The organism is Spongiactinospora gelatinilytica, from assembly GCF_003236385.1.
Lineage (GTDB): Bacteria > Actinomycetota > Actinomycetes > Streptosporangiales > Streptosporangiaceae > Spongiactinospora > Spongiactinospora gelatinilytica.
In genome coordinates, this window is the sequence record NZ_POUA01000720.1 from 1 (window position 1) to 1,130 (window position 1,130).

Annotated in this window: 1 protein-coding gene; it reads left to right on the top strand. The window is 71.3% G+C overall.

The genetic code is table 11. The features are described from left to right. Positions 1-692 precede the first annotated feature (692 nt). Positions 693-1,130 (top strand): septation protein SepH (sepH, locus tag C1I98_RS38895; RefSeq protein WP_146607933.1); only part of this gene is annotated, 438 nt, incomplete at its 3' end.

The window sequence follows — 1,130 nt, forward strand, 5'->3', positions numbered from 1 at the left end:
ATCGGCATCGGGGGCTCGGGCCTGCTGCGCGCGTCGGAGGCGCCGAGCACGGCCTGACCCCGGCGGGGTCCGTACCTGGGCGAGCCGCGCACACCCCCGCTTCGGCGATTTCGCCGCGCCGCGCGGCCGCCTGGACCCGGGCCGCCGCTTCTGCGGCGACTACCTCGGCGTGGCACTCGGGTGACCCGCGCATTGATTCGGTAAAGAGCTTCCCCCGGGAAGTGCGCGTCCGCGTGTCCCGTCGCCACCGCCACTCGCGGGCGGGGCACATTCAGGACCGCCTTCCCGCCGCTCAGTCCCTGATCCGATGGAGATCCCGCAGATGGTACTCCTGCGCCGAGCCGTCCAGGACCCGGCCGGCCGTTCCGCCGCCGCCGTCCGGCCGCCCGCCGTTCCCCCACAGGCCCCTTTCACGCCCCCTTGCGCGAGCCCTCTCCCGGCTTCTTCCGTCAAGTCCGCCGCACGTCGCCGCGCCATCGGGAAGAATTCATCAGGGACATCCGGCCTCCCCTCGGCCACGGGTGGGATGTAAGCCGATGGAAACGGCGAATGTGACGGGCGTCACATCGGATCGAGCCCCCTCCAGCAAGGCGATGTTCGGACATGCCGGGTACGGTGCTGGAAGGCAACCGGCACACGCGAGAGACTCAAGGGTCCGGGGGAAGATTGAGCTCGACGACGAAGGGACTCGCATGCAGGAGCTCCGGCTCGTCGCGGTGAGCGAGGACGGCACATACCTCGTGCTGGCGACGGCCGGCCGAGGTACGCGGTTCACGCTTCCCGTAGACGACCGGCTCCGCGCGGCGGTCCGCGGAAACTTCTCCCGTCTCGGCCAGTACGAGATCGAAGTGGAGAGTCCCTTGCGCCCTAAGGAGATCCAGGCCCGAATCCGCGCGGGAGAGACCGCCGAGGAGATCGCCGCCACGGCGGGGATCCCCGTCGAGCGGGTCCGCTGGTTCGAAGGTCCCGTCCTGCAGGAGCGCGAGTACATGGCCCAGCAGGCGCAGCGCGTGGCGGTGCGGCTGCCCGGCGAATCCTCTCCCGGCCCCACCCTCGGCGAACTGGTCGCCGAGCGGCTGACCCGGCGCGGCGTGCCCGCCGACGAGATCGACTGGGACTCCGCCAAGCGC